The sequence below is a fragment of the Pseudoalteromonas sp. CR1 genome, assembly GCF_019392235.1.
GTDB lineage: Bacteria > Pseudomonadota > Gammaproteobacteria > Enterobacterales > Alteromonadaceae > Pseudoalteromonas.
Genome location: NZ_JAHXRM010000337.1, coordinates 1 through 263, shown reverse-complemented (window position 1 = coordinate 263; position 263 = coordinate 1). Strand labels below are relative to the sequence as shown.

General features: G+C 61.6%; 1 protein-coding gene. It reads left to right on the top strand.

Annotation, left to right across the window (positions count from 1 at the left end; translation table 11 throughout):
* Positions 1-263 (top strand): EVE domain-containing protein (locus tag KZZ04_RS19620; protein WP_219423947.1); only part of this gene is annotated, 263 nt, incomplete at both ends.

Sequence of the window (263 nt, the reverse complement as noted above, 5' to 3'; positions counted from 1 at the left end):
GGCCTACTGGCTGATGAAATCCGAGCCCGACGAACTCTCCATCAACGGCCTGGAAAAGCTCGGCGAAGCGCGCTGGGACGGGGTTCGTAACTACCAGGCGCGCAATTTTCTACGCGCCATGGCGGTGGGTGACGAGTTCTTCTTTTACCACTCCAGCTGTCCCGAGCCCGGCATCGCCGGTATCGGCAAAATCATCGAGGCTGCCTACCCGGACCCGACCGCACTGGAGCCGGACAGCCATTATTTCGACGCCAAGGCCAGCC